Consider the following 24,515-nt stretch of genomic DNA (forward strand, 5'->3'; position numbering starts at 1 on the left):
GTGACAGGTATCGCCACGACCCTGTTCCGCCCTCACTGCTTCACCGCAGCGCCCTTCCACCCACCGCCCAACGCCAGGAACACACCGATCTGCCCCATCGCCACCTGGCTATTGGCCGCCGCCAGCTGCGCGCGCATGTCCGTGTAGGTCCGTGTCGCCTGCAAGTCCGCCAGGAATGACTCACGCCCCGCCTGGTAATAGCGGTGCGTCTGGTCCGCCGCTTCTTTTGCCGACTTCTCCGCCTCGGCCAGCGCATCACGCCGGTCGAGCAAGGCGCTGTACTGGGCCAGGCGGGTCTGGGTTTCGCGAATGGCGTTGAGCACCACGCCGTCGAAATGCGCCAGCGCCGCCTGGGTCGAAGCCTCAGCCATGCGAATGCGGGCACGGGTGCCGTTGGTGGGGATGTTCCAGCTGATCTGCGGGCCGAAGCCCCAGCGGTTGGTCGCAGGCTCACCCAGGTTCTCGAGAATACCGATGGTACCAACCTGGGCACCGATGCTGATGTCGGGATACAGGGCGCCCGTGGCCACGCCGATATTCGCTGTAGATGCCGCCAACTGGCGCTCGGCCTGGCGCACGTCGGGGCGGCGCTTGAGCAGCGCGGCGCCATCACCGACCGGCAACAGCTGGTTCAGGTGTGGCAGCTCGGCACACTCGGCAGTGCCGGCAGGCAGTTGCTCCACAGGCTTGGCCAGCAGCGCGGCCAAGGTATACAGGCCGGTTTCACGCTCGGCCTTGAAGCGCGGCAACTCTGCGCGCAGCGATTTGAACTGGGTCTGCGAGCGAGTGACCTGGGTTTCGTCACCCCGGCCAGCATCACGCAGGCGCTGGTTGAGCTGCACGCTCTGCTGCTGCAAGCCGAGCGACTCGCGGGCGATGTGGTATTCCTCGTTGGCCGAACACACCTGGGTGTAGGCCTTGACCACATCGGCCACCAACGTGATGCGGGCGGTATCGGCAGCGGCCTGCACAGCGTCGGCATTGGCTTTGGCCGCTTCGGTGCCACGCTTGAAGGTACCCCAGAGGTCAAACTGGTAGGAAGCGCTGATGATCGCATCACCGATGTTGGCCACTGGCACCTTCTCGGTCAGCAAAAATGCCTCGCCAGACTCCTGCAACCGCTGGGCTCCGGCTTTGATGCCACCGTTGAATCCACCCTGGGACTGGGCTACCTCGACCTGCGCACGGGCCTTGGCAATGTTGGCCGCAGCCACGCGCAGTTCGGTGTTGGCACTCAACGCCTGGCGCACCAGCTCATTGAGGCGTTGATCCTGATACAGCTGCCACCAGTCCTCGGGTACCGGCGCCGACACGACGCTGGCGGCATCCTGGCGCAGCGGCCCACCGAGGTCGCTGCGCTGCACTGCCGCGTCCTTGGGCACTTCGTAGTCCGGGCCTACCATCATGCAGGCACCAAGAGACAGGCAAAAGCCAGCCAGGATCAGCTGTTTCATGGGCGCGGGCCCTCGATGATCGACACCGTGGCGGTACGCCCGGCGATCATGCGGAAGTCTTGCGGCACTTCATCGAAGGCGATGCGCACCGGGATCCGCTGGGCCAGGCGCACCCAGCTGAACGCCGGGTTGACGTTGGGCAGCAGGTTGCTGCCGCTGCTGCGATCGCGGTCCTCGATACCGGCGGCAAAGCTCTGCACGTGGCCACGCAGGCGAGTGTTGTCGCCCATTACGCGGATGTCCACGGCATCGCCAATGTGGATGCCGCCCAATTTGGTCTCTTCGAAATAGCCATCGACGTGATACGAAGCACTGTCGACGACCGAAAGCACGGGGCGGCCGGCCGTGACGAATTCGTGGTTTCGCGGCGCGCGGTCGTTGAGGTAACCGTCCACCGGGCTGCGCACCACCGAACGGTCCAGGTTGAGCTGGGCGGTGTCGACCGCCACTTGGGCCTCGCTCACCGCCGAACGGGCACGGGCCTCGCGGGACTGGCTTTCTTCCAGTTGCTCGGCCGCCACCAGGTTGCCCAGCTTGCGGTTGCGCTGCGCTTCGCGAGAGGCCTGGGCCAGGGTTTCCTGGCGTTCGCCAAGGGTCGCCTTGGCCTGGCGCAGCGCCAGGGTGAAGCGGTCCTGGTCGATGGTGAACAGCACGTCGCCGCGCTTGACGGTCTGGTTGTCACGCACTTCGACTTTCTGGATCAACCCGGAAACATCCGGGGCGATCTGGATCACGTCGGCGCGGATGTGGCCGTCGCGGGTCCAGGGGGCGAACATGTAGTACACCACCATCTGCCACACGAGCACGGCGGCGAAGGTCACTACCAGCAAGGTCAGGACCACACGGCCCAGGGTCAGCAAAGGTTTTTTCATGGCAGCATCAGGCTTCGGCAAAAATGGTCCACCGCGCCAAGCAGCACGGCATACAAAGCAACGTTGAACAACGCCCGGTGCCAGACCAGGTGGTAGAAGTGCAGGCGCACCAGCACCGCGTGCACCCCGAGAAACAGCAGGTAGGTGCAGACCATCATCACCAGCAGCGTGGGCAGGAACACCCCGCTGATATCCAGTTCACCGATCACAGGGGCGCTCCGTCGAGCCCGGGGGGCAGTTGCGGTTGTTCGGCAGGCTCGAGCATCACCTCGACACCCGGCAGCAATGCCAGGCGCAGGCCGCTCAGGGCATGCAGCAGGTGCGTGCGGGCATCGCCACGTTCGTACAGTTCATCCAGGTTCAGCGCCAGGCGTGCCCGCTCCATGTTGCGCAGCAGCGGTGCAGGGGCATGCAGGCGCTGACCGGCACGCAGGCACGCAGCGTAGTGGCCGCCCACTTCCTCGATCACCGTTTGCAGGCGCTCGCGGGCCTGGGTGCCTGCACGCGGCAGGTAGGCCAGCAGGTCGAGCAGGTTCAGGCCCACGCGCAGGTCGCGCAGGGCTGCGCCACTGTCCTGGCCGGTCTGCGACAGGCGCGGCAGGTGCTGCATCAGGCGGTCGAGCATCTGCACGCCGAGCTGGCGACGTTCGGCCAGGGTCGCCGGGGCAGTCATCTCGACGATGTCCCGCCAGGCGAAGCGAGTCATGCGTTTGGCGGCCAGTTCCACACCGAACGGGCGCATCACCAGGGTCCAGATGAATGCGAACAGAAGCCCTGCAGGGCCTGCCAGGTTGGAGTTGAGGAAGGTGAAGAAATCGGCGTCGTAGGCGCCCTGGATACTGATGAAGGTCGAGGTGTTGACGATGGTCAGCAAGGTGCCCAGGTAGAAGCGTGGCTGCACGGTCAGGGTGCCGACGCAGATGAACGGCACCGCGAAGGCCAGCACCAGCATCGGGAAATCGTGCAGGTTGGGCAACACCAGGAACAGGTACAGGCTGGAGAAGATGACCGACATCAACGTCCAGAAAAAGAACCGGTAGATCTGCGGTGCCGGGTCGTCCATGGCGGCGAAGAAGCTGCACGACACGGCGGCGAGGATCACCGCGCTGGCGCCGTCGTTCCAGCCCAGGCCGATCCACAGGCCGCAGGCGACGATGATTGCCAGCACGGTGGAAACCACCGAATAAAGCATCAGGCCACGGTCGAAGAACGGTGTCAGGCGGCCCAGGCGCCAGTGGCGGTAGACCGCGCGCCAGGGCTTGGCGTCATCCGTGCGCAAGGCGTGCTGCAAGGTACAGCAGTCCTGCCACAGGTCGGCCCATTCGGTCAGCCGGTAAAGCGCATTGGACAGCAACAATTCGGCGCGCTGGTCGAGCGCGGCGGCGCCGGGCTGCAGGCGGTCGATCTGTTCGTGCAGGGCAGTCCAGCGTGCTACCGAGGCGCTTTGTGCTGTGCCCTCGAGCCATTCGCGGGCGGCGGCGAGCACTGGTTGCAGCTGGGCGAACTGCGCCGGGGCGCGGCCTTCGAGCGCCACCAGGGCGTCGTCAAGGGCGTCGATCACCGGCAGCAGATGGATCATGCGCCCGCGCAGCTCGCGGGCGTTCTTCAAGGTATGCGGGCCTGCACCCTCGTGGCCGAGCTGGCCAATCATCAACTCCAGCGAGTTGAAGGTGGCAACCATGGCACCACGCATGCCGCCCACTTTGTCCGCAGCAACATCACGGGCGAGGTAGGTATCGCTGTAGCGGATCGCTTCGCTGAACCAGCTTCCGGTCGCGCCAACCACCACGGGCGCCAGGCGTCGTGGCCAGAAAATCGCGCCGACCACGGCTGCGCAGACAATCCCCAGGCAGATTTCCTGGGCACGTGAAGAAGCAACGTCGAACACTGCCAGCGGGTTGTCGACCACCGCCAGGGCGATCATTGGCAGCGTATAGCCGGCCAGCATCAGCACGTAGTTGTTCGCGGTGCGCAGGTTCAGCGAGAGGTACAGCAATGTGCCAGTCCACAGGGCGATCGCGACGGTCAGCAACAACGGCGACTGCACCAGCGGCGGCACCAGGAAGATTGCCCCGCCAGCGCCGAGCAGCGTGCCAAGGGCCCGATACAGGGCCTTGGAGCTGGTAGGCCCAACGAATGGGCTGGAAACGATGTAGACGGTTGCCATCGCCCAGTAGGGGCGCGGCAGCTGCATGAGCAGTGCGATGTACAGCGCGATCATCGACGCGGCAAAGGTACGCACACCATAGAACCAGTCGCGGGCCGGCGGTACCGAACTGAAGAAACCGTTCATGCCACCCCGCCAGTGCTTCCAAGGCCTGCTGCCTCGAAGGCGCGGAGCACGCGCAAGGCGGCATGCAGGTCGGCCTCATCGATACCCTGCAGCACTTCGTGGCGTACGCGCACCAGTTCGGCTTCGATGGCTTCGGCCAAGGCACGGCCCTCGGCTGTCAGGCTCAGGGCCTTGGCACGGCGGTCCAGCGGATCCTCGCTGCGGCATACCAGGCCAGCCTTGCACAGCTGGTCAAGCAGGCGCACAAGCGACGGGCTTTCCAGGCCAGCGGCCTGAGCCACGGCTACCTGGTGCACGCCATCGCCCAGGCGCACGATCATCAGCAAGGGTGCGGCGCAGGCTTCGGAAATGCCGTAGCTGGTCAGGGCTGTATGGCAAATGCGCCGCCAATGGCGGGCGGCAACGACCATGCCGGTGCTGACTTGCAGGCGCAGTGAGTCAAGCGTCATGTAAAGAACCAAGGATATTCATAGTTTGCTAACTATCAATATACGCCTGGCCCTCCCCCTGTCGTCAACCGGGGGCGACGGGGGGAATACATGAATTGTTGTTCATTGAGGCTGAACCTGGTCCTCCAACTTCATCGCCAGCGCCAATGTACTGCCCATCTGCACTGCCCGATCCCGCCAATCCAGATAGCGCGCCGCATCGCAACGGCTGAAATGCACTGCCAGCTCCTCGGCCGCCTGCATGACCCCGGTCGCTGCCGCCAGCTCCAGCCAGTACAGCCCGGCCTTGATATCAGCGTCCACACTCAGGCCATGCAACAAACGGTAGCCCACCTCGAAGCGGCAACGCACCTCGCCCCGTTCGGCCCCACGAAGAAACCACTGGTAAGCCTGAGCCAGATCGACCTGCCAGCCCAGTTGCGCATCGCAGACTTCTTCCTCGTACAAATCGCCGAGTGCGGCAGCTGCATCGAGCATGCCCCGGTCAAAAGCATGTCGATAACACTCTGCGGCCTGGACGTAGGAAACCTCCACACCCTTGCCGAAGTAGTGCTGCTGCCCCAGGTTGAACCAGGCCGCGGCATTGCCCTGCATGGCCGCCATGCGCAGCAGGTGCCCGGCCAGCACGGTGTCGGCACGCCAGTACTTGCCATTGAGCCAGACCCAGCCCAGGTCATTGAGCGCCGCCACATGGCCGGCCAGCGCTTGATGGCGCAGGTCGGCATACACCGCTTGCAGGTCCGCCGCTTCGTCCAGGCGGTTGACCAGCAGCGCCCGCTGGCTGGGCAACCCCACCCCGGCGAACAGCCGCTGCCGCCTGCCAGCGGGGGTCGGCGCGGGAATGACCTGCTCAGGCAGAAGACGGGCGAGCAGCGAGTGGATATTGCTGACAGCTGACATGTTCATCCTCATTGAACGACCCACAGGCCTTACTGCGGCTGTGATGAGGCGTGATTCTGCGCGACGTCACGTCAAAACCTGTCGCGAACGATTCGGCGCCAGGCAACCAATTGGCGGTTCCTTGATCTGAACGGATCGTGGCTAATTGCCATGACCCACTAATGCCGCCATCCTGATGCGGCAAGCCTAGACAAGGACGTTACCTTTTGCCGTTCGCCACCACCCGCGCCACCCTCAGCCGTCAGTGGGCGCTGCTGCGCCAGCTACCCAGCCGTTCCCCGGGCATTACCAGCGCAGAACTGGTGTGGCGCCTGCGCGATGTGGGTTTCACCGTCAGCAAACGCACGGTGGAACGCGACCTCAATGAGCTGTCGTTGATCTTCCCGCTGGAGCGCAACGACAAGAGCATTCCGTTCGGCTGGCACTGGTCGGCGAATGCCTTGGGTGAGCTGCGTGGGAATTTCGACCTGCAGGGCTACTTGCGCGGTGAGGCGCTCCAGCCGGCGCAAGGTGGTGGGCTGGCGCTGCAAGCCTGGGTCAACGACAGGGTGGCACGACAGTTACGTGATCAGCCGTTGAGTGCAGACATGCAGCTGACTGCCCTGGAGCACGGGCATCGGCTGCAGGCCACGATGGAAGATGGCTGGGCGTTACGCTGGTGGGTGTTGAGCCAGGGGGACGGGGTGAAGGTGGAGCAGCCGGATGAACTGCGCAGTGAGATTGCCAAGACCCTGAGCAATGCGGCTGCGCAGTACCAAAATTAGGCCGCTACAGATCAGCGCTGCATCCCCCAGCGCCGCACGGTCACCCGTTCCAGGGTATTGAACACCAACCCCTCGACCAGCAGCCCGATCAGGATCACCACCGCCAACCCGGCAAAAACCTTGTCGGTATACAGCTCGTTGCGGTTCTGGAAGATGTACCAACCCAGCCCGCCCTTGCCGCTGCTCGCGCCGAACACCAGCTCGGCGGCGATCAGCGTGCGCCAGGCAAATGCCCAGCCGATCTTCAGCCCCGACAGGATCGACGGCAGTGCCGCGGGCACCAGGATGTGCAGCACCAGCCGCAGCCCTTTGAGGCCATAGTTGCGCCCAGCCATGCGCAAGGTTTCAGAAACGCCAAGAAAACCCGCGTAGGTATTCAGCGCCAGCGCCCAAAGCACCGAGTGCACCAGCACGAAGATCAGGCTGTTGTCGCCCAGCCCGAACCACAGCAGAGCCAGCGGCAGCAGGGCAATCGCGGGCAGCGGGTTGAACATTGAGGTCAACGTACCCAACAAGTCGCGGCCCAGCTGGGTGGAAACCGCAAGGCTGGTCAGGCCGAAAGCCAGCACGATGCCCAGCACGTACCCCTTGAGCAGGATCACCAACGACACGCCGACCTTGGCCGGCAGCTCGCCGCTGCGCAGGCCGTCCCACAGCGCCGCGGCAGTCTGCAAAAAACTCGGTAGCAGCAGGTCATTCCCCTGGTAGCGGGCAATGGCCTCCCACAATGCTGCGATCGCCACAAGGATCACCGCCTTGCGTAACCAGCCTTGCTGCCACAGGCGCTGGGCCAGCGACAGGTTGCGTTCCAGAGGCACACTGAGCAGCGGCTCCAGCTGCACCTCGTATTCCTGACGTACAGGTGTAGTGGTCATGGCTCAAGCTCCTGTCAGTAGGCAATGCGGATGTCGTTGAAGCCCAGGTATTCGGCCTGCTCAGGGGCATCGGCCTCGTCGAACAACAGCCGATGGATGCGCCGGGCGCTGGCCTGGAAGTCACTGGCGCCGAGGCTGCCAAGGTCGTACTGATGGCTGTGCACCTCGGCCCGTACCCGCCCCGGATGGGGTGACAGCAACAGGATGCGGTTACCCACCACCAGCGCCTCCTCGATGGAATGGGTGACGAACAACAAGGTGAAGCGCACCTCCTCCCACAGCAACAGCAACTCTTCCTGCATCTTGCGCCGGGTAAGCGCATCGAGTGCGGCGAACGGCTCATCCATCAACAGGATCTTCGGTTGCGTGGCCAGTGCACGAGCAATTGCCACGCGCGCTTTCATGCCGCCCGACAGGGTATGCGGATAAGCGTCGGCAAAAGCCGCCAGGCCAACCTTGTCCAGGTAATGCAACGCTCGGTCTTCGGCCTCGGCGCGCTTGAGCTGGCCAGAAACGAGCAGCGGGAACATGACGTTCTGCTTCACCGTCTTCCACGGCGGCAGCTGGTCAAACTCCTGGAACACCACGATGCGATCGGGGCCAGGGCCGGTGACCGGCTGGCCCTGCAGCAGGATCTGCCCTTGCTGTGGGCTGATGAACCCGGCTACGGCCTTGAGCAGCGTGGACTTGCCACACCCCGAGGGGCCCAGCAAGACAAAACGGTCGGCACGGTCGACTTCGAAGCTGACCTGATGGGTGGCCCGCACCACGCGCTGCGCGGTACGGTATTCGAGGCTCAGGTTATCCACCTTGAGCAACGGCGGTGTAGCCACACGGCTAAGGTTGCTGGCCGTGTGGCCTGGCAATGGGGCGGTCATGGTCGGTCAGCTCCCCTGCAGTGGGCGTTCATCCTGGAAGAAGTAATCCTTCCACGACTCAGGCTTGTGCTTGATGGCGCCTACCCGGTAGAGGAATTCGGCCAGCTTGTAGGTGTTCTTCGGCGTTACGGTGAACTCGTACTGGGGGTTGTCGATCAGCTTGATCAGCACATCGCGGTCAATCTTGGCCTTGGTGACGCGGATATAGGTATCGGCAGCCGCCGCCTTGTCCTTCTGGGCAAAGTCCGCAGCCTCGGCCAGGGCATCGACGAACGCCTTGTAGGTCTTGGGGTTGTCGTTGCGGAATTTCTCGGTGGCAAACAGCACGGTCGGCGAGTTGGGGCCGAGCAGGTCATAGCTGTTGAGCACCACGTGCACGTCTTTGTTGGCCAGTGCCTGGTCCTGGAACGGCGGGTTGGAGAAGTGCCCGTTGAGCTCGGTGCCGCCAGCCAGCAACGCAGCGGTGGCATCTGGGTGCGGTACGGCAAGGGTGTACTTGTCGAGGCGGTTGTATTCCTTCTCGCCCCACTGCTGGGCAGCGGCGTACTGCAGGAAGCGCGATTGCACCGAGACGCCCACGGCCGGCACGGCAATGCGGTCCTTGCCGGAAATGTCGGCGATGGTCTTCACGTTCGGGTTGCTGCTGACCAGGTAGTACGGAAAGTTGCCCAGCGAGGCCACCGCCTTGACGTTCTGCCGGCCTTTGGTGCGGTCCCATACCGTCAGCAACGGCCCAACGCCGGCACCGGCGATGTCCACCGCGCCGGACAACAGCGCGTCGTTGATCGCAGCACCCCCGGATAGCTGGGCCCAGTCGACGTCGATGTCGATACCCTGCTCCTTGCCGTGCTTTTCAATCAGTTGCTGATCACGCACCACATTGAGCAGCAGATAGACAATGCCGAACTGCTCGGCAATGCGGATCTTGCCTTCGGCATGGGCCACCGTGGGGGCCGCAAGGCTGCCCACGACCAGGCTTGCGCCCAGGCTGATACTTGCCGCCAGGCGGCTGATGGATTTGCGCATGATGGTTTCCTCAGTCGTCAGAACGGGGCATCGCCCTGGATGGTGGTGCGGAAAAGTTTGCGTCGCAGGTGCGCCGGGCAGCCTGTGGCGAGGTGGGTCAGCGAGCGGTTGTCCCAGAACACCAGATCGTGTGCCTGCCATTGGTGGCGGTAGATGTTCTGTTCGAGCACGCTCAGGGCATAAAGCTGCTGCAGCACGTCGCGGCTTTCATCATCCGGCAGGCCGACGATGCGGGTAGTGAACCCTTCGCTGACGAACAGTGCCTTGCGGCCGTTTTCCGGGTGGGTTCGTACCACCGGATGGATCACTTCCTGCACCTGTGCAAGCTGCTCGGCGCTGAGGGTCGGGCGCCAGTTGCCTTCGAACTTGGTCTCGGCGTAACGGGCGGTGTAGGAGTGCGCGGCACTGCGGCCCTCGACCTGCTTGCGCAGCGCTTGGGGTACCGCGTCCCAGGCCTTGTGCATGTCGGCGAACAGGGTGTCGCCACCTTCACTGGGCAACTCCTGGGCGTGCAGCATGGAACCCAGGCTTGGGAGTTCCTTGTATGACAGGTCCGAATGCCAGAACTTGCCGGCATCGCCCAGGCCGATGTTGTGGCCGTTCTCGATGATGTTGGAGACGATCAGGATCTCGGGGTGGCCTGTGAGCAGAAACTGCTTTAGCACATGGATTTGCAGTTGGCCGAAGCGGCGGCTGAAGGCGATCTGCTGTTCAGGGCTGATGCGCTGGTCGCGCAGCACCAGTACATGGTGCTCGAGGTGGGCGCGATGAATAAGGCTGAAGTCCTCGGCGTTGACCGGTTTTGCCAGGTCCAGGCCGATGATCTCGGCGCCAACGGCACCCGCGAACGGGCGGATTTCAAAGGTTTGCGGCTGAGCGCTGTGGTTGGACGACAAGGCGTTCGAGGCGGCGGACATTTTTCACTCCCACGCAGTGCGCGACTTCGATGACGCGCAACGATCAGAAACGCACGGGGTTTAGCCGTGTGGGTTCAAGTCGTGCGGCGCATCGATTGGTCGACGGGTACGCAGTGGGATCGACTATAAAGTCATAAAAGGCATAATTTAAATACCTTTATCGAATAATCATATGAACCAGCTCACTGCCGCCGAGCGGGCGCCACGCGCCCGTCAACGCCACTCGCTATAGGGCTCCAACGATGTCACAGGCAACGCCAGGTTGCCCCGCCATGGCTCGAACATATAACGCACATAGAACACGGCATGGCTCGGTGCATAGTCATCACTGTGCTGCCAGTCGAAAGCACCACCTAGTGCCCAGCGATCATTCAGGCGCCGCTCCAACGCTCCACGCACTCGATAACCCAACCCTGTGCTTTCGCTGGCGTCGGTCATCTCATTGATGTTGGTATCACTGCTGTCCGAGACAGCATTGAAATGCTCAAGCAGCATGCGATTGACGCCGGAGTCTGGGTAAAGACGGTTGCTGCCGCTATGTGCACGGGACCAGCTGACTGAGCCTTCCAGCAGGAGCGACCAATCGTAGTTGCGCCAGGCATAACTGACGGGTAGACCGATCGATTCGTAGCGCTCCGGGCTGTAATACCCGCCTTGGCCAAGGCTGTAGCCGCCCAGATCTTTGTCATAATTCCAACGCATCAGTGTCAGGCCAACGCGCATGCGCTCGTCCGCCTTTTCCACCGCGCGGTAGTAGTAACCCGCCATGATGCGAGTGCGCTGATTGTCGGCGACATTCTCACCGCGCAGCCAGTGGTGGCCCAGGCTCGCCCAGACGCCGTGATCACCGCCCTGGTCCCAGCTCAAGCCAAGCGTTGTACCGTTAGCCGTCACACCGCCCCAGCGGATATGCGTGTTGGGGTCGCGAGTGCCTCCAAACGAAAGCAGCGAGTTGCTCATTGGCCGGCGCGAGGCGGACAGCGACCAACCGACCTGCCCTAGGTCACCATTGAGGATTGCACCACCCAGCCAGTTGTTGACCTCGTAACCTTGGGTAGTACCCAGGTCAAAGCCCCAACGAGCATTCTGCCAGCCCGCAGCCAGAACGCCGCCATTGGCACGTTGCGAACCGCCTGAACAGCCTTGAGTGGTTCCGCGAAGACTGAACTGGCAAGAGCCGAAATCTTCGTTGTGTTGGCCTGCGTCATTCAAGTCGAACGAGCCGGCATCCATGCCAATGCGTTCCAGGCGCGCGAAGGCCCTGCCGTCGTCCCAAGGGGTGTCGACGTGCAGCAGGGTCGACTGAGTACTCAACCTGGAAATACCTGGGGTACCGTCGCTTTTGCGCCAACCGTAATCATGCATGAGGGTCACGTTGGTATTGCGCTGGCGATACAACTCATCGACGTCACTGCGCAGGCTGCGCAGCAGCCAGTCATCGGCGTCATTGGCGCGGCTAGCCAGTGTCATTGCGCGGTCATCACGCGGTGACAGCGCCGAGCGGTCGAGCAACTGCGCATCGGCCATCGCCGCCGCGTAAAGGTCCAGCGCCCGCTGCGGGTCATTGGCAGCCACCAGCCGGGCAGCATCCCGGCGTAGCAAGGGGTCGGGCTGGGGCTGCTGCGAGGCAATATGGTCAAGCAGCCTGGACGCTTTGTCCTTTTCCCCCAGCGCCACCCAGACTGCAGCCAGACGCTGCTGCGCGTCGCTCTGCTGATCCGTCAGTTGCAGCGGTTGTGCGGCCAGCGCCTGCCGCACACGCTCCAGGTCGCCTTCGGCAATCCAGCTTTGCATGATGCCGAGCCGGGCCTCGGGACGCTGGGGCTGGACCTCAAGCACCCGCTGATAGTAACCACGCGCCTTGCTGCTATCGCCCCGCTCTGCCGCCCAGTCCGCCATCAACAAGAGGTCGTCGGGATCTCCCTCGCCATGGGCCAGGCCGGCTTCCAGTACCGCTGTTGCCTCAGCCGTACGGCCCTGCTCCTGCAGGCGCTGAGCCTGAGCCAAGGTCATGCGCCGACGCACGCGCTTGTCCAAGGTGCGCATGTCGTCGGTCCAGGCGCCTTCGGGCACGGCACGCAAGGTGTCCAAGGCCAGAAGATCACGGTCACTGGACTCCAGATACAGGCCATGGGCATAGCGCGTGGCAGGGTCCGCTGGCTGGCTTTTCAGCACGTTGGCGAACGCGGCATCTGCCTCGGCGTTACGCCCCTGTTGGCGCAGGCTGCTGGCCAGCTGATAGACCAGCCATGGCTCATCGGGGGCCAGTTCGGCAGCCTGCTCCAGAACGCGGCTGGCGGTGGCCCAATCCTCGCGTTGCAACGCAGCGTCACCCTGCTCACGCAGGCGACCGAGCTGCAGGCTGCGGCGCAGGCTGGCGAATTGAGCCTGCTGAGCTGCTGGCAAGCTGTCCAGATACGCTTGCGCCTTGTCTGTCGATTGCGCCTGGTATATCCGCATCAAGCCGCGCACTGCGCTTTCATTGTCGGGCAACATGCGCCGCACTTGCAGGTACTGCCGTTCGGCGCCAGCCATGTCGCCTTCGGCAAACGACACATCGGCCAGCCCGAGCAAGGCGAACTCATCTTCGGGGCGCTGCTGGCGCGCCTGCTGGTAAAGCGAGCGAGCGACGCGCAGGTCCTGCTTCTCCAGCGCGCTGTCGGCTTTTTGCAGCATCCCCCAATACTGGCTGGAGGCTTGGAGGTCTTTCCATTTGCTCATCAGGCGGGTGCTCTGCTCAATGGCAACGGCCTGATGAAAAGATGCGTTCGCTTGCGCATAACGGCGCTGGCGCATCAGCGCAACGCCAAGCGCACCGTGCAGGCTGGCATCATTTGCATAGCGACGCAGGGCAAGACGCAGCTGCGCCTCGGCCTGGACATTGCTCCCCTGTTCCAGCAACGCCTTGCCGCGTTGCCCCGCCTGCCAGGCAGGGTCGGCGACCAGGGTACGCTGCTGCTTGAGGTTTTCGCCGGCCAGCGGCAGCAGTGGCGAAGCGGGATAGCGCTGTGCGAAGGCCTGCCAGGCAGCAACGCTGCTGGCACTTACCGGTTGCTCGGACAGATAGTCGAACTCGCGCTGCGCCGCGGCATCGCGTGCCGTGGGGTCACGCGACAACTGATCGAGCACAGCCAGGGCCTCGCTGTCGCGCCCTTCGCTGAACAACCAGCTGGCCAACGTCTGGCGCAGGCCTGCGTTGCCTGGGTACTGGCTATCGAGCTGCTGTAACTGCCGGACTGCTTCCGGGCGCTGTCCGGCCAGATTGCCCCGCACCCGCCAATAGTCCAGTGCCATGTCCAGGCTGGGCGGCTCGCCGGCGAACAGTTGGTCATAGGCCAACAGTGCCTCGTCGTAGCGCCCGGTTACCGCCAGAAGACGAGCTTGTTGCAGACGCTGCGCCATCTCTGGTTGTTGCAGTTGCAGCAGACGTCGGGCTTGTCGGTCCTGAAGGCTGCCCGGCGCGACTTCGGCGATTCGTGCGCGCAGCTGCTCGGCTTCCTGAGGCTTCTGCTCACGCAGGGCCAGGCTCAAGGCCGCCAGCAAGGCATCGGGGTTGCGTGGCTCCAGCAGCCGCAGCCTGGCCAGCGCGTTGTGGACCAGGTCGTCACGGTGCAACGCCTCGCCGATGCGCACCTGCTCGAGCAGCCATTGGCGCTGCCCATCACGATCCTTGGGTTGCGCAGCCACAGCGCAAGAGAGTGCAGCCAGCGTCAGCACGCCGATCATTCGGAACATGGTGCACTCCAGGCAGGCAGCAGACGGCCATCGTTGTCGAAGCGATAACGGTCCTCATCCCAACCTCGGCCGAACATGGACAGCACGTGGTCGTAATACCCCTGCGCCTCGACGGGTTGGTCGCGCAGCTTTTTACGTTGCACCTCAAGGGCGCCATGACCGTCAACAGTACTGGCCAGAAGCGGTAAAAGTGCCGCAGAGAAGCCTATGGGGCCATGACCGATTGCTTTACCGGTGCGAGCATCGACGCTTTCCGGCGGCTGGCCGCCACGCGTGGTCAGCTCGACCATCGGTGCATAGTGACGCAGCAACTCATCGCGCTGCGCCGCTCCACGGGCCAGCATGCCCAGCCACAGGTATACGCGGATGGCGTCATAGTCACCGGCACTGCCATGCTCAGGGTCGGCTTCGATGCCGGCTGCAGGTGTCCACAACAACCAGTCCGGAGCGAAGCCCTTAGGCGACGCCTGTAACCAGAGGCGGCGGACATTGCCTGCCATCTCGGCCCACAAAGGGTCTACCAGGGCGAAGCGGTCAAACAACTGGGGTGGCAGGTAGCTTGGGTTAAGCCGCCAACCGCGACTGTCTTCAAAGCCGTAGTCACCAGGCAGCAGCATCACGCCCAGGCCAGGCAACTTGCGTACGGTCTGGGCGGCAATGCGCCAGAGCATCTGCTGGCCCAACCGGGCATAGCCTGGCTCGTCCCACAGCCGCCCGGCTTCGAGCAGGCTATAGGCGATCCAGGCATCAGCGTCACTGGCGTTATTGCTGTCCAGCACCTTCCATTGCTGCTGGCTGCGCCCCCACTGCCACGCCGGCAGATGGCGTGCAAGATCCCCTTGGGCCAGGTTGTTGCTGGTCCAGTGCAGTAACTTCGCGAAGCCATCGCGGTCATTACCGACCAAAGCGAAGAACAGCGCATAACTCTGCCCCTCGGACGTAGTAACCAGTCGCTCATCACTGCGATCGATCACCCGCCCGTCCTCACTGATCTGTCGGGCCTTGAATCGCTCCCACGCCGGCCACGGGCACGCTGGCGAAGCGGCCGTAACAGCGGGCATGCACAATGCCACCAACAATGCCAACAGCTGGCGCATGTTCAATCGGCCTCACCCAGGCGACGACGCCCTGCCCAACGCAGCGCACGCCACAACAGGAAGGCGAAAAGCAATACGCTCACGGTGGCAAGCACCGCGATCAGCGCAGGGTAATCGGAAAGGTGGAACCACAACAGCAACCACCATGGCAGTTGGCCGACAAAGTAATGCTCACCGACGAACTGGCTACTGACGCCGCTGCTGCGCACCAAGGCGACGGAGCCGGCCACCGCTTCCAGCTTGCCGGAGTCCGCCAGCACATCGCGCAGCAAGGCGTACTCGGCATCGGAACTGGCCAGCAGAGCGACGACGCTACGCTGCTCGTGGAATGGCGACTTCAGGCCCGTGATGGCGGCAATTGGCGCCTGTGCGCTGACCGTGACGCGACTGTTGGCGGCCACCGAGGCGGAATTGAAGCGCTGACTGCCCGGAGACTCCAGTGCCTTGCCCTGTACCATCCAGTCACGCTGTCGATTGAGCAACAACCCAAGGTCCGGGGCATCGTGCAGGCCTTCAGGCAGGCTGCCGATCAAGAGCAAGTCGGCATCAGCGTCCGCAGCTTGCTTCCAGTTGTCGGTCAGGCGCACATTCAGGGCTGGATAACCGATTTGCCCGGCCAGGCTGGCGACCACGTCCAGCAGCGTACCGACCTGCATCTGCGTCGGCGTGCCCGGTACCACGATCACGGTGTCGGACAGATCGGCCATACGGCTGTAAGGGAAGCCGCTTCGGGCGAAGGCACGCAGATCAGGCATGGCCATGTAATGGTGATAGCCGGACAGGTCGATGGTCGAGTTTTCGTCGATAGCGGCCCGCACATCCACCGGCAGGGACGTCTGGCAATGGTCGCGCTGGGCGCTGCCCAGTGTGCTGGCGAAGCTGAAATCAAAACGCAGTCGATTGCGTGCACCGATTTTCAGGGCGGGCACTAGAGCCTGTTCGGTCAACGCTGTGCTGTCGGTGGACAGCACATTCAAACGCATTTCTTCGAGCGTGCCACCGCGGCGGTCGTTACCCACCAGCGGCATGCTGGTGATGTATTGATCATTGACGCTGATGCTCAGGCGCGACTCGTCTGTGACTGCCGGTGGGGTGTAGCGGTAAAGGGTCTGCAGCGGAATACCCTGGTTGCGCCAGACGAACAGATCCGGGGGCAAGTTAACATCGAGAGTGATCGGTCGCGGCTGCAGGCCGCTTACCTGAAGCTGCTCGGGGTAATCGAGCAACTCGGAGAAACGCACCGGCCGGTCAGTACGCGTCCAGTTAGGCGCATCGTAGGGCTTGCGCGGCTGTAAGGTGGTCATCTGTTCGACCTTGACCTGCGGCCCGCGGAACAGGTCACTGCCAACAGCCAGCGCCGACGCGGCCTTGACCAGGTCCTCGTCATTGCGACCGAGCACCAGCAGCAATTTGCTCCAGCGATCGGTAGGGTGATTGATCAACTGCACCACTGGGCCGTCGACCTTCGGGAACTTTTCCAGGTCGGCAAGGAATGGCGGGCGACGCTCGTTGGTGGCGAAGACGATGGCCGGCGTAGGCTTGTCGCCGCTATTTGGCAGGCTGTTGAACGACACCGGGAAGCTCGCTTTGCGCCAACCCGCCTTGCTACCGAAATAGGACGAGAGAATGGCAGCCGCGCGCTGCTCGCCAAGGGTTGGCGCGTCAGCGAAAACGACCGGTAGCTCAAGTTTGCCGGTATCACGCGGATCGAAGAACGGCAGCGGGAAATAAGCCAGGTCATTTTCCAGGGCCAGCGGTTGCTGACGGAGCTGGACTTGGCTCTTGCGGTTGAGATTCAGCCACAGGCCGCTGTGCGCCGGGTCTTCACAGATGTCGGTGTAGTGCCCGACGAACTCCAGGCGGACCCTGTTGAAATCGCTGATCAGCTTCGGGTCCAAAGGCAACTGCCGCCGCACACGCTGACCGAGCTGATCCTTTTCCACCGGCACCACACCCATCAACTCATCGTTGAGGTACACGCGCAGGTGGGAAAGGTTTGGCAGCAAGGCTGGCGAAGGGGTGTAGTCCAGTTGCAGAACGGCTTCGGTCGCCAGGCGATCTCTGCGCAAGCCGAACTCGACGTTCTCACTGTTGCGTACCCCAAGCAGCAGGCTATCGGACGCTTGGCCAAGCTGTTCGAAAGTCCGGGTCACGGGCCAACTGGGCACCAGTGGCTCGGCCGACGGGGCAAGCGGGGCTACATCGGCGACGGCTGCATGCTGGAACAGGGAGGCAAGCAGTGCCATCGCCAGACTCCAGGTGCGCGCGGGATAACGAGTCATCATGCGTCTCGGTCAAGAAGGTTCGTGGATGGAATAGGTCGCGGAGTGCGGGGCATATAGCTGCCCAGCCAGCGCGCCAGATCAAGCGCCGGCTGCAACCGTTCGCGAAGCCAGCCCGGAGCGTGCTCGATCAAGCGCATATAGCCGACGCCGCCGAGTTTGAGCACGTCGACCAGGCTGCGTAGCGGGCGGTCGACCTCATGTTTGTCCTGCCACCCTAGCCAAGCATCAGCGCGGGCAAAGGTGCAGTGCACCAGGTCGATCTGCTGCTGTTGGCTGAGGCCTTCGAAGGTCAGGCCTGCATGCCGGCCGACGATGCGTGTTACCCGTGCATTGAAGGCAAATTCACGTTGGCCACGGCTGAGCAGCAGGCGTACACGCTCCCCGGGGGCGGGCGACACGCCTTCACCCAGCTGCAGGCCGATACCGCCATCGGAGTAATCGACCAGTGTGCATGGATAACCGTGTCCACTTTCCAGCAGCAGTGCAGCCGGCAGGTGCATCTGTACGCGATGCGCACGGCGTACCTGGCGCACTTCGGCTGCCACCGCGCAGGCTGCGCCGAGGATCAGCAGGTTGTAGATCACCCACAGTGAACTGACGATCACCGTGCCTATTTCGGCTACCGGCCCATTGATCAGCCGCCAGACGGCAAAGCCGAGCCCAAGCACATTGATCCCGGCGAGGAACAGATACGGTTGGGCGATTCGCCAGTCGAACTGCCCTTGCTCCATCAACCCACCCTTTGCAGTGACATTGAAGGTGCCTTTCTTCGGCGCGAATAACGCAACCGTGGTGGGGCGGGCGATGTACCAGGCCAGCACGGTCTCGTAAACCTCGCCCCAGAACGTTTGCCGGTATTTGCCCTGCATGCGCGAGTTGGTGAGGCTGGCGTGAATCATGTGCGGTAGCACGTAGAGCAGGATCATCAAGGCAGGCGCATAGATGATGTAGGCATGGAACAACAGGAACGCCAGCGGCGCGGTGAGGAAGATCAACCGTGGCAGGCCGGCCAGGAAGTGCAGCATGGCGTTGGCGTAGCAAACCCGCTGAAACAAGCTGAGACCGCGGCCGAAAAGGGGGTTGTCGGTCCGGAAGATCTGCACCATGCCACGCGCCCAACGAATGCGTTGGCCGATGTGCGCCGACAGGCTCTCGGTTGCCAGGCCCGCAGCCTGGGGGATACTCAGGTAGGCCGAGGTCCAGCCTTGGCGGTGCATGCGCAACGCGGTGTGGGCATCTTCAGTCACCGTTTCGACGGCGAATCCGCCAATACTTTCCAACGCGGTACGGCGCAGCACGGCACACGAACCGCAGAAGAAGGCAGCGTTCCACATGTCGTTGCCGTCCTGGATCAACCCGTAGAACAACTCGCCTTCGTTGGGGCGGCGACGGAAAGACCCCAGATTGCGTTCGAAGGGGTCCGGCGAGAAGAAGTGATGAGGGGTCTGTACCAGCGCCAGCTTAGGGTCTTTGAGGAACCAGCCGACCGTCATCTGCAGGAAGGAACGCACCGGGACATGATCGCAGTCGAAAATTGCGATCAGTTCGCTGTCAGTGACACCCAGCGCATGGTTGAGGTTGCCGGCCTTGGCGTGGTTGTTATGCGGTCGCACGATGTAACCCACACCCACTTCGTCGGCGAAGGCACGAAACGCCTCGCGCCGGCCATCGTCAAGGATGTAGATGCGCAGGCAATCCCGCGGCCAGTCCAGGCCCAGGGCGGCCAGCACGGTGGTACGGACCACCGACAGATCCTCGTTGTAGGTGGGGATCATCAGGTCGACCGTCGGCCACCGGCTCGGGTTTTCCGGAAGGTTCGCCGGCTTGCGTTGCAGAGGCCAGCAAGTCTGGATGTAGCCTAGGATCAGCACAAACCAGGAGTAGGTCTCCGCGGCAAGCAGGATTACGCCGCAAACCAGGTCGAGGGTGTCGTTCCAGTTCAATGTCGAGGTATAACGCCACCACAGGTAGCGACAGGAAATGATCGTCGACAACACGATCAGCATCAGCGTAGGGAAGCGACCCGGCATGTAGCGCACCAGCATCGCGATGCCCCACAGCAGGAAAATGAACACCAGTTGCGCCAGATAACCGAACGGTTCTGTTACGCAGAGCACGGCAAGAAGTACAGCGCACGAGGTGAGCACGGTATAAAACAGCCGTCGGCCAAATACGCTTAGCCCACGCAAGCGCGAAGCGGCGCTGTGTTGCAGACTGCTGTCGCGAAAGCGTATCGGTACCTGGCGCATGGTTTCAGCCAACCGGGCTCGGTATTTGCGTAACACCTGCCATGCCCAGCGCAGTGGGCTTGCCATCGCAAACCAGACACCCGCCAGCCCGCCCTGCCTGGCCGGCTGCGGTTCACGTCGCAGCAGCAGCCAGATGCACTGGATCAGCAGACGTAGCGGGTCACCCAGCGTTGGACGCTTACCAACAAATTGCGGGAACAATCGCTGGCGCTCAGCCAGCAGCCCTTGCCAGGCCGACGACTCTAGGCGCAGTAACAGGAATGCCAGCCACACGCACAGCGTAAACAACATCGCGACCGGACGATGAGCGCCGCGAGCGATAAAGTAGCTGTAAGCCGAAAGCGGGGTCACGTTCACGCTTGCCGCCTTGCCAGGCAACGCACCGCCAGGCTCTGCACATCTCGGGAAGCCAGGCTCTGCGGCGCGTAATGGCCCACTGGCGCCTTGCAGGCAAATGCCTCGACAAAGGCCTCGTCGCGGTGCACCAACTGCATCGGCAACTGGTTACGGAACTGGTCACGCCACACCATCAGCACATCGTTTTGCAGGCTGCTGGCAGGATCGAAACGGTTGATCAGCATGAGGTCGTACTGTTCGACCTGCTGACGACCGAGCAAGACATGGCTGGTCATTTCCGCCTCTGCCACCAGTATCTGCATATCGGTTTCAAAGGCTCGAGTGCTTTGGGCACCCACAGGATAGGGAAGGTCCAATAGCAGCCAATCGAAATGCTCGGCCAGTTCAGCTTGCCGAGTGCGCCAAATTTCAGGGCTGTGCCAGTCGCCCAGGGCGTTGAGATGACCTTGGTCAACCTCGCCAAAAGGGATCAGGCATAACCCCTCGAGCACTTCGTAAACAGGCTCACCGAACGGCCTCCCTTGTACCTGCGCACGCGCCCAGCCGTCACGCTGATCGAAGGGCAAATTGAAGTGCAAACCCAACAGGTTATCCGGGCAAAGATCGATCAGCAGTACCCGCTCGCCAAGCTCACGCAAGGCGAAACCCAGCGCGGCCAATAACGCACTGCGCCCCAAACCACCCCGCAATCCGTGCAATGCCAGACTGATCATGGAGTCTCGGCCTCAGGCACTGTGCGAGCAGGGACGGTTTCCTCGGCCCGGGCCATGCAACTTTCGCCCAGTAGTGGCCAGCGCTGTAGAGCCTGTTGTACGCCGACCATCATGGAGATGTCCTGATAGCTCAAGGCAGGCATGTCCAGATGCTGACGAAGCTGGGCAATATCGTCACTGCGGTCGGATGGATCAGCCTTGCCAGTTTTCATGGGTTTTCCTTGGGAACAGGCTGCCAATCCGGCTGCCCTTGCAGACGCATGTAGGTGCGTCCCTGGAAGTCGATGACTTGGGCACCAGAGGTTTCTGATACACGTTCAGTGGTCGGCAAGTCGGTCAGCAGGCTGGGCAGGTCGAGCGTCTGCCCAGCACCCAGGCCTGCATATACACGGGAAACCAGTTCAGACAACGCAAGGAAGCTGGTAGGCGTTGCCACCTTCAGGGGCTCCGCCCGAGCGTGCTGGCCCATGCCGATGAACTTGAGGCCGACCGGCACGTGGGTAATCGAAGGTGTAGGGATTTCACGCATGCCGGACAACTGCATACGGTCGCCATGCAGGGCCGCGCCGTGTTCGGGGACGATGGCTACGACCACGCGACGGCCGCTGCCTTCAAGTTCGTCGAGGAACTTGCCCAAGTCCCCAAACAGGCGGTTGGTCCGTGTGGCATAGTCGGCGGCGCGTGTGCCACCGTCAGCGGTGACGATACGGTTGCCGTCATGCAGGCTGATGGTGTTGTAAAACAGCGAAACATGCTGAGCGTCCGAGCTCCTGCGCTTGCTCCACCACCCTTGCAACACATCCAGATCGCCGGCAATTGGCGAGCCGTCAAAGCTGACAAGCGCTCTAGGGAAATCGGTGATGCTCAAGCCCGGCTGAGGCATGTGCTGGCTGGTGATGTCGCCAATGAAGTTATCGAACCGCCCGCTATGGTTGAGCAGGGTCTGGCTCTGGAAACCGAGCTTGGCCAGGTTCTCGAACAGCAGACACTGCTCGGGGGCCGGCTGATACAGACCAGAATGGGACGACTGACCACAACTTGCCCTTAGCATTCGGATTGCGGCAGGCCCGCTGTACGACGTGGCCGAATTGAACTGATCGAAAATCACGTCCATGCGCGAGAACAGCGCATTCTCGTGCAGGCCTACTGCTGTCAGGTCGTCCCAGGCCAGCGAGCACACATTGATTACCAGCAAGTCGAAGGGCTGCTCGTCCTGCTTCACCGCAGGAAACGCGGTCACCCGTTCGCGTTCGCTGGCAAAGAAGCGCTCAAGCCAGGCATTTAGGGTCGCGTTGTCGGCTACCGCTGCGGTAGGTGCAGTAGCGGCTGAGCTGGCCACAACCTGCTGGCTGCCAACGGGGCTCAGTGCCGGTAGCCCACCGACCGCCAGCCACGCCAGACCTACAAGGCTCAGGGTGCTCAGGCGCAGCCAGTGACGCAGGAACAGATACCCCACCAGCAGCAACACCAGGGCGCCCATCAGGTTCCAGTTTATGAACCTGGCCATCAGCTCCAGCAAGTAATCCCATGAAAAGTCGAGGACGCCTGGCTGTTCCAGCAGGCGACGGAATGGCGGCAGCCACGTGTCGTGGTAGAACAGGGCGACGCCCAGCGGAACCGCCACGACCTGACGACCGACTCGCAACCATCTTCCTGGCAAGGGCACCAGAAGAAACGCTGCGAACAGCAGGTTCGGCAGGGCCTGAAAGTCCAACATGCCGACTGCTACCAAGAGGAACTTGGCCAGGAAATAGAAGTTCCAGGCGCCCAGACCCCGCCAACGGGCTGCCAGAGGTACGGTATCGGTCGCATTATTCATGATCAGAGTCCTGATGCACTACGCGGCGGCGTACGCCAACCGGCTTCAGGTAACGGGGATGCAAATGGCGGTTGAGCCAGCCCTGCACCACGGCACGTATGCGTACAACGAACAGCACCAGGACCAGGGTGACCAGCACACTGATGCCGATCACCTGCAGCAATTGAGCAAAGTTCATGCCGTCCTCCCCTGTTGCAGCTTGATCTCTCGAGGGGCCAGAGCAGCCCTCTTTTGCGCAGATGGGAAGGTTACCGACGCAGCCAGCGGCGGTTGAGGCTTGGTTTCGTCGTGGAAAGCCGGTGCCGTCAGGCTGTCGACGCTTACCAACAGGTCCTGGCTGATGAAGAGTTCCTTCCAGGACAATTGGAATATGTGGTCCAGCGCCTGTTCGACTCCTTCCGAGCGGCAGGCAAACAGGAACAGGAAAAGAACCTCACCGACCACGCAGGCAATATCGCCATCTCGGCGGAACAGCGTACGCGAGCACGCCTGCAGCGGGCTCAGGCCAGGTACAGGGCGCAACACCAGCAACTGGTGCACGATTTCACCGTTACGATGGCCGTGCCACATCTGCTGCACGGCCTCGGCAAAAGCACGGGGTGCAACCAGGCCGCAGACGGGCAGCGGTCGAAGGCGGGCTAGCAAGGCATCGAAATCAGCCGGTAAGTGGCGGCGCCATACATAGCCCTGGATGCTGTCGACCATAGTGAGGAAACGCGACAGACTGGCGCCGAATGGGACGATCTGGCTGGCACCGCAAGCCAGCAGTAACTGCTCATCCTGATAACGCAGGGTAGGTGCCATTTCGCGCACCACCAGTTTCAGTGCGTTACCACGCAATTGCCGCAAGGTATGAAGCTGCCGGGCCAGGACATCAAGGCGCTGCCCACCGTCCATGGCAAAGATTACGGTTGCCGACACAGCACGGCTCGCCTTGGTACCCAACTCGCTCATGCTGTCGAAAACCTGCCAGTGCTCGGACAGTGCCGGCGCGCCTTCAAGCACTTGGCTCTGGGCCAGGCATACCAGTTCATCACCGCCGACGTCGGTCGACGGCAGAGGGCGACCGGCCACCGCAAAACCACTGTCGTAACGTGCCAACTCGACGTCCTGGGTGCCCACCACGCCGAGCATGTTGCTCCAGAAATGCTGCAAATAGCGAACGCCGCCCTGGCCACGGTAAAGCTGGGCAAGCCCATCGATTGACTGGTTGAATGCGCGCAGACGCTCCACCAGCGAAGCGCTCTGCCCTTCACTGACCACCAATATCAGCGCTTGGGCAGCGATTGCCGAACGGCGCAGCGCCTGGCACCAGCGCTCGACTTTGCTATTGTCCCAGGCAGCGGTGGGCACCAGCGCCACCAGCACGCGGCCAGGAAGGTCTATTCGAGGCAGGTCACGCTCGAGGTGCAGGATGGCCCGTACGTCAGCCTCGTACAATGCCAGCTCAGCCGGCCCGCAAGTCGCGGCGAGCCCGCCAAGAATCTGATGTAACGCTCGCGCATCGCCCAGTAACGATGCCCGGCCTTGTTCAGGCATGGCCTCGAGGATCTGTCGGCAGAGTGTAGCGGCGTCTTCTGTGGTGTCACAGGCCAACCAATACAGGCCGTGCTCATGGAACTGACTATGCTCGGCATCCAACCCGGGAATAGCCAACAACGGAATACTTTTCGTCAAAACAATGACTCTGAATTCGATATCGAAGCTGATTCGAGGAGAGGCCGCACGCGAGTACATGCGGCTTTTTGACGAACAAGGAATGTCAAAAAAACGACGCCTGCAGAGCTGGCTTGATTAGGTCGTCAATTCTACAGCACGCAGGCAAAATAGTG

20 protein-coding genes are annotated in these 24,515 nt (G+C 62.6%); 1 reads left to right on the top strand and 19 read right to left on the bottom strand.

Annotated features, from left to right (window positions below):
* Positions 1-32: 32 nt before the first annotated feature.
* From ACMGF5_RS08005 to ACMGF5_RS08030, 6 genes are all read right to left on the bottom strand, one after another.
* Positions 33-1,454, bottom strand: a complete 1,422-nt coding sequence (locus tag ACMGF5_RS08005; protein ID WP_414157704.1) for an efflux transporter outer membrane subunit — start codon at positions 1,452-1,454, stop codon at positions 33-35.
* On the bottom strand, positions 1,451-2,326 hold the full coding sequence (locus ACMGF5_RS08010; protein WP_012316803.1) for an HlyD family secretion protein: 876 nt from the start codon (positions 2,324-2,326) through the stop codon (positions 1,451-1,453). The genes ACMGF5_RS08005 and ACMGF5_RS08010 overlap by 4 nt, the downstream gene beginning before the upstream one ends.
* Positions 2,323-2,535 (bottom strand): DUF1656 domain-containing protein, encoded by a 213-nt coding sequence (locus tag ACMGF5_RS08015; RefSeq protein WP_251962606.1) that lies wholly within the window; start codon positions 2,533-2,535, stop codon positions 2,323-2,325. The genes ACMGF5_RS08010 and ACMGF5_RS08015 overlap by 4 nt, the downstream gene beginning before the upstream one ends.
* Positions 2,532-4,619: an FUSC family protein gene (locus ACMGF5_RS08020; RefSeq protein ID WP_251962605.1), complete on the bottom strand. Its 2,088-nt coding sequence runs from the start codon at positions 4,617-4,619 to the stop codon at positions 2,532-2,534. Before ACMGF5_RS08020 ends, ACMGF5_RS08015 begins: the two co-directional genes overlap by 4 nt.
* Entirely contained in the window at positions 4,616-5,068 is a 453-nt protein-coding gene (locus ACMGF5_RS08025; RefSeq protein WP_046788346.1) for a MarR family winged helix-turn-helix transcriptional regulator, read from the bottom strand. Before ACMGF5_RS08025 ends, ACMGF5_RS08020 begins: the two co-directional genes overlap by 4 nt.
* A 102-nt stretch (positions 5,069-5,170) precedes the next feature.
* Positions 5,171-5,968, bottom strand: a complete 798-nt coding sequence (locus ACMGF5_RS08030; RefSeq protein WP_046788345.1) for a tetratricopeptide repeat protein — start codon at positions 5,966-5,968, stop codon at positions 5,171-5,173.
* 206 nt (positions 5,969-6,174) lie between these two features.
* On the opposite strand from ACMGF5_RS08030, the gene ACMGF5_RS08035 reads away from it, so the two are divergent.
* The gene (locus ACMGF5_RS08035) at positions 6,175-6,732 is read left to right on the top strand and encodes a WYL domain-containing protein (protein ID WP_115273154.1); all 558 of its coding nucleotides are present in this window, start codon (positions 6,175-6,177) and stop codon (positions 6,730-6,732) included.
* Between the two features lie 11 nt (positions 6,733-6,743).
* Here ACMGF5_RS08035 and ACMGF5_RS08040 read toward each other — a convergent pair whose 3' ends face one another.
* The 13 genes from ACMGF5_RS08040 to bcsE all read right to left on the bottom strand — a co-directional run bounded on the left by ACMGF5_RS08040 (position 6,744) and on the right by bcsE (position 24,348).
* Positions 6,744-7,607 carry an ABC transporter permease gene (locus tag ACMGF5_RS08040; RefSeq protein ID WP_414157705.1) on the bottom strand — a complete coding sequence of 288 codons (864 nt, stop codon included), beginning with the start codon at positions 7,605-7,607 and terminating at the stop codon, positions 6,744-6,746.
* 14 nt (positions 7,608-7,621) lie between these two features.
* Positions 7,622-8,485, bottom strand: coding sequence for an ABC transporter ATP-binding protein (locus ACMGF5_RS08045; protein WP_115273156.1), 864 nt, complete (start codon positions 8,483-8,485; stop codon positions 7,622-7,624).
* A 6-nt stretch (positions 8,486-8,491) separates the two neighbouring features.
* Complete coding sequence (locus ACMGF5_RS08050; protein WP_046788341.1) at positions 8,492-9,511, bottom strand: ABC transporter substrate-binding protein; 1,020 nt, start codon at positions 9,509-9,511, stop codon at positions 8,492-8,494.
* 17 nt (positions 9,512-9,528) lie between these two features.
* Entirely contained in the window at positions 9,529-10,428 is a 900-nt protein-coding gene (locus ACMGF5_RS08055; RefSeq protein ID WP_174141998.1) for a TauD/TfdA dioxygenase family protein, read from the bottom strand.
* A 213-nt stretch (positions 10,429-10,641) separates the two neighbouring features.
* The gene (bcsC, locus tag ACMGF5_RS08060; RefSeq protein WP_414157706.1) at positions 10,642-14,163 is read right to left on the bottom strand and encodes a cellulose synthase complex outer membrane protein BcsC; all 3,522 of its coding nucleotides are present in this window, start codon (positions 14,161-14,163) and stop codon (positions 10,642-10,644) included.
* Complete coding sequence (bcsZ, locus tag ACMGF5_RS08065) at positions 14,151-15,260, bottom strand: cellulose synthase complex periplasmic endoglucanase BcsZ (RefSeq protein ID WP_414157707.1); 1,110 nt, start codon at positions 15,258-15,260, stop codon at positions 14,151-14,153. Before bcsZ ends, bcsC begins: the two co-directional genes overlap by 13 nt.
* A 2-nt stretch (positions 15,261-15,262) precedes the next feature.
* On the bottom strand, positions 15,263-17,542 hold the full coding sequence (gene bcsB / locus ACMGF5_RS08070) for a cellulose biosynthesis cyclic di-GMP-binding regulatory protein BcsB (protein WP_414157708.1): 2,280 nt from the start codon (positions 17,540-17,542) through the stop codon (positions 15,263-15,265).
* Positions 17,542-20,151 (bottom strand): UDP-forming cellulose synthase catalytic subunit, encoded by a 2,610-nt coding sequence (bcsA, locus tag ACMGF5_RS08075; protein ID WP_414157709.1) that lies wholly within the window; start codon positions 20,149-20,151, stop codon positions 17,542-17,544. The genes bcsB and bcsA overlap by 1 nt, the downstream gene beginning before the upstream one ends.
* A complete protein-coding gene (gene bcsQ / locus ACMGF5_RS08080) occupies positions 20,148-20,864 on the bottom strand; it encodes a cellulose biosynthesis protein BcsQ (RefSeq protein ID WP_414157710.1) in 717 nt (238 codons plus the stop codon). The genes bcsA and bcsQ overlap by 4 nt, the downstream gene beginning before the upstream one ends.
* A complete protein-coding gene (bcsR, locus tag ACMGF5_RS08085; protein ID WP_414157711.1) occupies positions 20,861-21,076 on the bottom strand; it encodes a cellulose biosynthesis protein BcsR in 216 nt (71 codons plus the stop codon). The genes bcsQ and bcsR overlap by 4 nt, the downstream gene beginning before the upstream one ends.
* Positions 21,073-22,683 carry a cellulose biosynthesis protein BcsG gene (bcsG, locus tag ACMGF5_RS08090; RefSeq protein WP_414157712.1) on the bottom strand — a complete coding sequence of 537 codons (1,611 nt, stop codon included), beginning with the start codon at positions 22,681-22,683 and terminating at the stop codon, positions 21,073-21,075. The genes bcsR and bcsG overlap by 4 nt, the downstream gene beginning before the upstream one ends.
* A complete protein-coding gene (bcsF, locus tag ACMGF5_RS08095; RefSeq protein ID WP_414157713.1) occupies positions 22,676-22,861 on the bottom strand; it encodes a cellulose biosynthesis protein BcsF in 186 nt (61 codons plus the stop codon). Before bcsF ends, bcsG begins: the two co-directional genes overlap by 8 nt.
* Positions 22,858-24,348, bottom strand: coding sequence for a cellulose biosynthesis protein BcsE (gene bcsE, locus ACMGF5_RS08100; RefSeq protein ID WP_046788352.1), 1,491 nt, complete (start codon positions 24,346-24,348; stop codon positions 22,858-22,860). The genes bcsF and bcsE overlap by 4 nt, the downstream gene beginning before the upstream one ends.
* Positions 24,349-24,515 lie beyond the last annotated feature (167 nt).

Origin of the sequence: Pseudomonas sp. BNK-15 (assembly GCF_047456105.1) — a bacterium.
Classification (GTDB): Bacteria; Pseudomonadota; Gammaproteobacteria; order Pseudomonadales; family Pseudomonadaceae; genus Aquipseudomonas; species Aquipseudomonas putida_E.

Excerpts from the sequence above, each read along its gene's own strand:
- bcsQ (WP_414157710.1), bottom strand. The coding sequence starts at position 20,864 with ATGATCAGTCTGGCATTGCACGGATTGCGGGGTGGTTTGGGGCGCAGT.
- ACMGF5_RS08055 (WP_174141998.1), bottom strand. The coding sequence starts at position 10,428 with ATGTCCGCCGCCTCGAACGCCTTGTCGTCCAACCACAGCGCTCAGCCG.
- ACMGF5_RS08040 (WP_414157705.1), bottom strand. The coding sequence starts at position 7,607 with ATGACCACTACACCTGTACGTCAGGAATACGAGGTGCAGCTGGAGCCG.
- bcsF (WP_414157713.1), bottom strand. The coding sequence starts at position 22,861 with ATGAACTTTGCTCAATTGCTGCAGGTGATCGGCATCAGTGTGCTGGTC.
- ACMGF5_RS08030 (WP_046788345.1), bottom strand. The coding sequence starts at position 5,968 with ATGTCAGCTGTCAGCAATATCCACTCGCTGCTCGCCCGTCTTCTGCCT.
- bcsG (WP_414157712.1), bottom strand. The coding sequence starts at position 22,683 with ATGAATAATGCGACCGATACCGTACCTCTGGCAGCCCGTTGGCGGGGT.
- ACMGF5_RS08050 (WP_046788341.1), bottom strand. The coding sequence starts at position 9,511 with ATGCGCAAATCCATCAGCCGCCTGGCGGCAAGTATCAGCCTGGGCGCA.
- ACMGF5_RS08025 (WP_046788346.1), bottom strand. The coding sequence starts at position 5,068 with ATGACGCTTGACTCACTGCGCCTGCAAGTCAGCACCGGCATGGTCGTT.
- bcsC (WP_414157706.1), bottom strand. The coding sequence starts at position 14,163 with ATGTTCCGAATGATCGGCGTGCTGACGCTGGCTGCACTCTCTTGCGCT.
- ACMGF5_RS08045 (WP_115273156.1), bottom strand. The coding sequence starts at position 8,485 with ATGACCGCCCCATTGCCAGGCCACACGGCCAGCAACCTTAGCCGTGTG.
- ACMGF5_RS08005 (WP_414157704.1), bottom strand. The coding sequence starts at position 1,454 with ATGAAACAGCTGATCCTGGCTGGCTTTTGCCTGTCTCTTGGTGCCTGC.
- ACMGF5_RS08020 (WP_251962605.1), bottom strand. The coding sequence starts at position 4,619 with ATGAACGGTTTCTTCAGTTCGGTACCGCCGGCCCGCGACTGGTTCTAT.
- bcsR (WP_414157711.1), bottom strand. The coding sequence starts at position 21,076 with ATGAAAACTGGCAAGGCTGATCCATCCGACCGCAGTGACGATATTGCC.
- bcsZ (WP_414157707.1), bottom strand. The coding sequence starts at position 15,260 with ATGCGCCAGCTGTTGGCATTGTTGGTGGCATTGTGCATGCCCGCTGTT.
- bcsB (WP_414157708.1), bottom strand. The coding sequence starts at position 17,542 with ATGACTCGTTATCCCGCGCGCACCTGGAGTCTGGCGATGGCACTGCTT.
- ACMGF5_RS08010 (WP_012316803.1), bottom strand. The coding sequence starts at position 2,326 with ATGAAAAAACCTTTGCTGACCCTGGGCCGTGTGGTCCTGACCTTGCTG.